Annotated in this window: 7 protein-coding genes; 2 read left to right on the top strand and 5 right to left on the bottom strand. The window is 68.0% G+C overall.

What is annotated here, in order from left to right; translation table 11 throughout:
- Positions 1–256: 256 nt before the first annotated feature.
- Together ACZ38L_RS37770 and ACZ38L_RS37765 are read left to right on the top strand one after the other, a co-directional pair.
- Positions 257–715, top strand: a complete 459-nt coding sequence (locus ACZ38L_RS37770) for a nucleotidyltransferase domain-containing protein (protein ID WP_465702348.1) — start codon at positions 257–259, stop codon at positions 713–715.
- Positions 716–841: 126 nt separating this feature from the next.
- A complete protein-coding gene (locus ACZ38L_RS37765) occupies positions 842–1,900 on the top strand; it encodes an IS630 family transposase (protein ID WP_465702352.1) in 1,059 nt (352 codons plus the stop codon).
- Positions 1,901–1,921: 21 nt separating this feature from the next.
- On the opposite strand, the gene ACZ38L_RS37760 is transcribed toward ACZ38L_RS37765, so the two are convergent.
- From ACZ38L_RS37760 to ACZ38L_RS37740, 5 genes are all read right to left on the bottom strand, one after another.
- A complete protein-coding gene (locus tag ACZ38L_RS37760) occupies positions 1,922–2,821 on the bottom strand; it encodes a phosphotransferase (protein WP_465702346.1) in 900 nt (299 codons plus the stop codon).
- Positions 2,822–2,955: 134 nt separating this feature from the next.
- Positions 2,956–3,714 carry an IS21-like element helper ATPase IstB gene (gene istB, locus ACZ38L_RS37755; protein WP_465702344.1) on the bottom strand — a complete coding sequence of 253 codons (759 nt, stop codon included), beginning with the start codon at positions 3,712–3,714 and terminating at the stop codon, positions 2,956–2,958.
- Positions 3,711–4,037 carry a hypothetical protein gene (locus ACZ38L_RS37750; protein WP_465702342.1) on the bottom strand — a complete coding sequence of 109 codons (327 nt, stop codon included), beginning with the start codon at positions 4,035–4,037 and terminating at the stop codon, positions 3,711–3,713. Before ACZ38L_RS37750 ends, istB begins: the two co-directional genes overlap by 4 nt.
- Positions 4,038–4,195: 158 nt before the next feature.
- Positions 4,196–4,936, bottom strand: a complete 741-nt coding sequence (locus ACZ38L_RS37745) for a hypothetical protein (RefSeq protein ID WP_465702340.1) — start codon at positions 4,934–4,936, stop codon at positions 4,196–4,198.
- A 258-nt stretch (positions 4,937–5,194) separates the two neighbouring features.
- On the bottom strand, positions 5,195–6,622 hold the full coding sequence (locus ACZ38L_RS37740) for an IS1182 family transposase (RefSeq protein ID WP_465702350.1): 1,428 nt from the start codon (positions 6,620–6,622) through the stop codon (positions 5,195–5,197).
- Positions 6,623–6,853 lie beyond the last annotated feature (231 nt).

Below are 6,853 nucleotides of genomic sequence, written 5' to 3'. Positions count from 1 at the left end.
CCCCGAACCCCCGGCCCTGCCCGAGCAGGTCTGGATCAACAAGCCGACCGACCAGCACGATGAACAGGAGACAACGAACTCAGCACAGCATTAGCTCGAACAACCTGCCTTGATCACGTTGACAGCTTCCGCCAGGTGCTGGGCGCCGGTTCCGAGCCCGCTGTGACGGTCCGAGTCGGGCTGGTGATTGTTGTTGTGGCATCGGCCTGAGAAGCTGTCTCACGTCAGCGCCAGTTACTTGCCCAGAGGAGACGCGATGGGGCGTGACGATCGGTCGGCAGGCAGTTCGCCGGCGCTGTCGTCGGAGCGGATCGCTGAGATCGAGGAGATCATCGATCGCATCACACGGTGGGCGAGGGACCGCGAAGACATCGTCGGTCTGCTCCTCGTCGGATCATGTGCCCGCAACGCGGCGCGACCCGACTCCGACATCGACATCGTCCTGCTCACCACGGACGAGCCCCGATATCTTGACGACACCGAGTGGGCCGGGGAGCTCGGCTTGGGCGAGCTGATCCGCGCCCAGGCGTGGGGGGCGATCACCGAACGACGCTACTCCACGGCCTCCGGCCTGGAAGTTGAGGTTGGCGTCGGGGCCCCCGCCTGGGCGAAGACTGATCCCGTCGATCCGGGGACGCGCCGCGTGGTGACCGACGGTGCTCGCTTGCTGCACGACCCGGCGGGCATTCTGGCCGGTCTGCTCGCCGCTTGCTAGTGGCTCGGCTCGATTGGTTGACCGGGAAATTGATCGGTTACTGGTAGTCCGTCAGGCTGTCTCCGGGACCTGATCTTGGAGGTGGTCGTGGGGCGTCGTCCGGGAGTGTTTGTCCGGCCGGTGAGCATGGAGGAGGGCCGGCGGCTTCAGCGGATCGGCCGGACGTCAAGGGCCCCGGTGAGGCTTCGGCGGGCGATCGTGGTGCTGATGTCCGCCCAGGGCCAGTCGGTGCGGGACATCACCTCGCTGCTGCAGGTCGGCGAGGACTACGTGCGCGATGTCATCCACGCCTTCAACGAGCGGGGGTTCGACGCGCTGGACCCAAAATGGAGCGGGGGACGACCGAAGACGATCAGTGACCAGGTGCGCGAGCGCATCTGTCTGATCGCCCGGACGTCCCCCGCCGACTGGGGCATCGCCGCGTTCTCCACCTGGAGCCTGGCCAAGCTCGCCGAGCACCTGGTCACACGCAAGGTCGTCGCCGCCGTCAGCCGGGAGCCCCTGCGCCGGATCCTGCGCGAGGGCAGGGTCTTGTGGCAGACGACGACCACCTGGAAGGCATCCACGGACCCGGCCTTCATCGCCAAGATGCACCGGGTCCTGGAGCTCTACGACACCCCGCCCGTCGATGGCCGGGTGGTGTGCGTGGACGAGTTCGGCCCGCTCAACCTCCAGCCGCGCAAGGGCAAGGCGTGGCGGCCACTTCGCGCACCGCGCCGGCTGAGGGCCACCTACAACCGCTACGACGGCGTGATGCACATGCTCGCCGCCCTCGACCTGGCCACCGGCAAGATCTACTACCGCGTCCGCAAGCGCAAGCGATGGCGCGAGTTCCTCGGCCTGCTCAAGGCCCTGCGGGCTCGCTGGCCCGGGGAGAAGCTGTACGTGGTACTGGACAACTTCTCCCCGCACAAGCACCCGAGCGTGCGCGCATGGGCGGCCGACAACCAGGTCGAGCTGGTCTTTCTGCCTACCTACGGCTCATGGCTGAACTGGATCGAGTCCGAGTTCGCGGCGCTTCGCTACTTCGCGCTCAACGGCACCGACCACCGCAGCCACGACGAGCAGAACGCCGCCATTGGTGCCTACATCCGCTGGCACAACGCACGAGCCAAGCCCAAGGCGGACTTCGCTCCCGACTCACCTATCCGTACCTGGACTGATTACCCGGCCAAGGCTGCGTGAGAAGCCACTAGGCGGTGGCGCTCAGAGCCCGGCGAGCGCGGACAGCCGGATCGCCTCGTCCTCGGACAGTGACCGTATCGGCTCGCCGGTCACCACCTGCCGCTTGGACTTCCACCCCCGCAGCCAAAGGCCGGTCGCCCAGCTCACTTCGAGCTCATCGCGTTCGAACCACCGGCCGGCCACCTCCTGGTACGCCGCGAGGAACGCCGTCGACTCCTCCACGGACGGGGCCACATAGGCCGCGGCGATCCCCACGATCACCGCCTCCGTCTCCACGATCGCGCTGTCCCAGTCGTACGCGACGTGGAGCTCTTCGCCATGCCAGCGGAAGTTCTCCCGGAACCAGTCGCCGTGGCCGACGACCTTGGGCGCCTGCCAACAAGCGATTCGTTCGCGCGCAGCCCGGCCGGCCCGTTCGAGCCAGTCCGGACCTGGCACCGAGTGGAAGGGCCGCTCGATGTCCTCGGCGGTCGCCCACGCCCCGGGCTCGTCGTGGTCCCAGCGGTTCCACGACGGCTTCGGTTCGAGGTCAACACGGGCGGCCAACGGACGGGCGGTGCGCACGAGCGCTTCGAGAGCCGACGCGAACGGCCGCGGATTTCGCCCCGAAGACGGGAGTTCATCCCCTCCCTCGACCAGTGCTTCGACGCTGGCAGTCCACCTCCCGAGCGGAGTGGGCGCGAGGATCGGCTCGGGAGCCGGATACCCAGAAGCGTGTAGCAGACTCTGCACGGCGAAGCAGCCTTCGAGACGGGCAGCCGGCTCCCGAACCTTGATGACGACCTCTCGGTCATCGGCAAGCACGGCACCGATCACGGCCGACAGCCGGCCGCTCCGGAAGCGCTCGGCCACGATCCTCGATCCGAGGTGGTGCGAACACCACTGGTCGAGCAGGCTGGCATCGGTACGAGCGAAGTCCACAGGAGGAACCTTACTGATCGACGTCGAACGGCCCTCCCCACCTCCCCCACCGTCAGCCGGGGAGGGACACGCCCGCAGCCGCATAATTTTCTGGTCGACCAATCGAGCAGAGCCACTAGTTGACCGGAGGCTTGTCAGTCTTCTCGGTGGGGTTCCCTCCTGGGTCGCTTGTTCGGTCGGTAGCTGGGTCCGTTCATGATGAGCTGGTGGCTGGTGTTGATCAGGCGGTCCAGGAGCGACTCGGCGACGACCGGGTTCGGGAAGAGGGGATACCAGTCGCTGGGAGCCCGGTTGCTGGTGATGATCAGGGACCGGCCTTGTCGTTCGCTGACCAGTTCGTAGAGGTCGTCGGCCTGGGCGGCGGTGAGCTGGCGCATCGGGAAGTCGTCGAGGATGAGGACGTCGGGGCGGACGAGCTCGTGGATCCGCTTGTCCCAGGTGCGGTCCGCGTGACCGCCGGCCAGGTCGGCCAGGACGCGGCTGGTCTTGGCGAAGCGGACGTTCGCGCCCTGGCGAACGGCGAGGTGCCCGAGGGCCTGGGCGACGTGTGTCTTTCCGACCTCGACCGGACCGAACAGAATTACGGACTCGCCAGCGTGGAGCCAGCGCAGGGCGGCCAGGTCGCGGATCTGGGCTGCGGGCAGCTTCGGGGAGGCCATGAAGTCGAATTCCTCCAGGGTAACCTGCTGCTCGAACTTCGCTTTCTGCAGGCGCCGTTGGAAGGCGACGGTCTCGCGGCGGGTGATCTCGTCCTGGCAAAGGACCTGGAGGAAGTCCAGGTGGCCGAGCTCGCCGCTGTGGGCCTGGGTGAGGCGGGCGTCGAGGGTCTCCAGCATCCCGGAGAGCCGAAGCGCCTTGAGCGATTCGCGCAGGGCGGTGTCCATCACGCTCATCGCGCGGCCTCCTCGGCGTCGTCGCGGGCCTGGGCATCGTGGAGTTCGTTCGTGGTCTGGGTGGGGATGGTGGCGGCGAAGAGGCCCTCGGGGCCGTGGTGGAAGGCCGCCGCCCCGGCGTCGCCGGTCTCCGGTTCGGGGTCGGTTTCGGTGCCGACGATCAGGATGCCCTTGATGGTGCGGTAGGCCGGGTCGCCGACCGCGATGGCCTTGGTGCAGGCGGCCTCCAGTCGCTGGTCACCGTACTTCTTCCGCAGGCCGAGGATCCCCTGGGCGGCGCGGAGCCGGTAGAGCGCGTTGACCTCCAGCAGCTGGTCGATCACCTCCCGGCAGGCGTCCCCGACCTCGGCAGCCTGGGTGCGGCACCAGATCGGCGTCTTCCAGGACGTTACGACCCCCGTCCACGACCGCGGTCCCCATGGGGAAACGTGACCACGAGGGTGGGGAATTACGTGACGCTGATCATGTAGATCGTGGGGAATTACGTGACCGCTGACACGGACCACTGGCGGAGCCGGTCGATGCCCTCGGGGATAGCTGCCGCGAACTCCGCGACGCTGTCAGGAAGAGCGCGAGGGTCCCGGGCGAGCAGTTGCTCGAAGCCTGCCGCCCGAAGAGCCTGGACGCCAGCCGCGTGTCGCTCGGCGAGGTCCAGGGGCCGGGGATCACGGTCTGCCGCTGCGAGATAGCAGGTGGCGAAGGGGTCCAGCGCGGCCCTGTGACGTGCCAGGTGGCGTCGGAACTCCGGGGTGTCCACGGCTGCGGTGTTGGCGGCCTCTTCGTAGTTCGTGGCAGGGATTCCGCCGTACTCCATGAACCATCCCGTGAGGGAGTTCATGTAAAACTGGTCGGAATCGTAGCCGGAAGTACCGGGGGTGAAGTGCCCCGTCGACGCCCCTGGGGTCACCCCGGCGCGGTAGTCGATGAATGCAAGTGTTGCCGCCAGCGAGAAGATGTCCACGACTCGGGTGTACGGGGCCGCCAGGATCAGCTCAGCCCCGGAGGGGTCTGCGTCCGGAGAGACCTGCTCGGGCTCGATCAGCCGGTTGTCGTCCCAGGCATCGAACGGGTCAACGATCACGGCGGTGATCGCCTGATACTCGGCGGCCAGCACGCTCGCCGCGGTGTGCTGTGTTCCTCCCTTAACGTTGACGCCGTCGTCCGGTAGCTCGGAGGAGGTGACCTCGATTTCGAAGGTGCTCCCGCGGACTCCGGGCGTCACCTCGACTCGAATTTCCCCCAGCCCGGGTGCAAGCGGTTGTGACGCGGCCCAGATACCGCTGTGACGGTGCCACCGCCACTCGGGCGCAGAGGGGCGTGTTGCGGCTGCTAGGAGCGTGTGTCTGTAACGGGCAACTGGCCTGGTGGGTGTGATCGCCGCTTGCTGGGTGTCTGTCCGGTCCTGTGTGCCGGTGACGGGTGGTCGGGCTTGCCGCCGGGCGGCCGGCCCGGCTGGGGCCGGTCGGCCGGCCTGGGCCGTTCAGGCGAACGCGGCGGCGAGACCGCCGGGTCCGGTGTGGCGGAAGATCTTGCGGAGGTTGTGGCAGGCGGCCAGCAGGCGCCACTCGCCGCGGGCGCCGTCCTCGCCGCGCAGGAGGAGCTGGCGGCCCATCTGGCAGGTCATGATCTGTCCGAAGACGGGTTCGACGATGGCCTTGCGGCGGCTGTAGGCCTTCCGGCCGGGCTTGGTCCGCAGCCTGCGGGCCATGCGCTCCTTCAGCGTGGCGTTCTTGGGGATGCGTCCGCGGGGTGCCGGCGGGACCTGCTCGTCGTGGCCGAGGCGGCCTGTAGCCATGAACGTCTCGGTGCCGCAAGACAGTTGGCGCTCCCGTGCGGCTTCGAGGTTCGCATCCGAGCAGTACCCGGCATCCACGAGGGCCTGCTTGGGATGGGTGCCGGTGTTGGCGGCGGACTGATCGAGCATGCTCGTGTAGTTCGGCGCATCGGAGGCGCAGGTCGTCACGTCGGCGGCGGTGATGATCTGGTGCTGCTCGTCGACGACGGCCTGGGCGTTGTAGGCCTGGATGTAGGCGCCGTCGCTGTTCTTCATGATCCGCGAGTCGGGGTCGGTGAAGTTGGCCTGGTTCTTCGGCTTGGGCCTCGCCTTGGTGGCGGCCTTCTCGCCGGCGTCGATCACGGCCTGCTCGTCGCTGGTGCCGGTGCGCTGCTGGCGGCGGCGTTCCTTGTCTTCTGCGTGGCGGCGGGCCTTGTCGGCGGCCTCGGCCTCGATCTGGGCGCGGGCGGCCTGCAGTCTGGCGAGGCGTTTCTCGCGGCGGTCCAGCTCGGCGGGCAGATCGATGTCTTTGCCGTCGACGCCGAACCGGGCGTCCTCGGCGGCGTCGGTGGCCTCGGCGTCCGCGAGCAGGGCGGCGGCCTTCGCCTCCAGGGCGGCGATCTCCGCCTCGACGCGTTCTTCCTTGTCGATGAGCCGGCCGTAGCTCATGGCTTTGTGCTTGGAGGCGTTGGCCTCCAGCTTCGTGCCGTCCAGAGCGACACGGCCCATCTTGACCATGCCGAGCTTTTGCGCGAGGTGAAGTGATTGGAGGAACAGGTCGGCGAGGGCGTCCAGGTGGCGGCGGCGGAACCGGGCGATCGACCGGAAGTCCGGGGCCTGGTCGGCGGCCAGGAACCGGAACGCGACGTCGTCCACGCAACGGCGCTCGATCGCCCGGGAGGAGCGCACCCCGGTGGTGTAGCCGTAGATCAGCAGCCGGACCATCAACCGTGGGTCGTAGGGCGGGTAGCCGCGCTTCTCGGTGTAGTCGGCCAGGATCGCGGACAGGTCGAGCACCTCGTCGACCAGGTCGGCGACGAACCGGGCCAGGTGGTCCTCGGGCAGCCAGTCGTCCAGCGACGGCGGCAGGAGCAGCACCTGGCCCGGTTCGAACGCCCGGAACTTCTTGTCCACCCCGGCCGCACGTGCCAGCGGCCGCCTCGGTTCGACCGGCTCGGCCTCGAACAGCCCCTCCTGATCACGCATACCAGGATCATCCCGCATGATGATCACGATCCGCACGCAGGTTGCCGGTTACTGAGACACGCTCCTAGTAGGGCTTTGTTAGGTACCCCAAGTGATCGTCGTCGGGTAGGCTGTGATCTTCTTTCAGGTGTGACACCTGAGGAGATGGAAACGGTCCGC

Source organism: Kitasatospora sp. NPDC024654, from assembly GCF_055559155.1.
This window is presented reverse-complemented; position numbering and strand designations above follow the sequence as displayed.

What these genes read in the sequence shown, in the direction of transcription:
- ACZ38L_RS37765 (WP_465702352.1), top strand. Translation starts at nt 842, where the DNA reads ATGGAGGAGGGCCGGCGGCTTCAGCGGATCGGCCGGACGTCAAGGGCC.
- ACZ38L_RS37770 (WP_465702348.1), top strand. Translation starts at nt 257, where the DNA reads ATGGGGCGTGACGATCGGTCGGCAGGCAGTTCGCCGGCGCTGTCGTCG.
- istB (WP_465702344.1), bottom strand. Translation starts at nt 3,714, where the DNA reads ATGAGCGTGATGGACACCGCCCTGCGCGAATCGCTCAAGGCGCTTCGG.